Consider the following 218-nt stretch of genomic DNA (forward strand, 5'->3'; position numbering starts at 1 on the left):
TTCACGGTGTAGGTGATTTTGCCACCTTCGGTGACGGTTCCGCTGCTGACCGACAGCTCGGCGGTTACGAGGCTCTGCGTATCGGTCACAGCGACCGAAGCAGCTTTACCGATCTGCAGGTTTTCCAGCTGCTCGCCGACCACTTCCGCCTGGCTGATGCTGACGGTGATCTTGCCTTCGTCTTTGAACACGTCATCGCCTTGAGCCGGCGCGGCGTA

1 protein-coding gene is annotated in these 218 nt (G+C 59.6%); it reads right to left on the reverse strand.

Annotated elements, in window-relative coordinates; all coding sequences use genetic code 11:
- The coding region (locus ACN6NG_RS30105) for a hypothetical protein (protein ID WP_474317587.1) at positions 1–191 on the reverse strand (191 nt) is incomplete at its 3' end.
- Positions 192–218 lie beyond the last annotated feature (27 nt).

The sequence above is a fragment of the Pseudomonas sp. TSO6 genome (assembly GCF_056098905.1).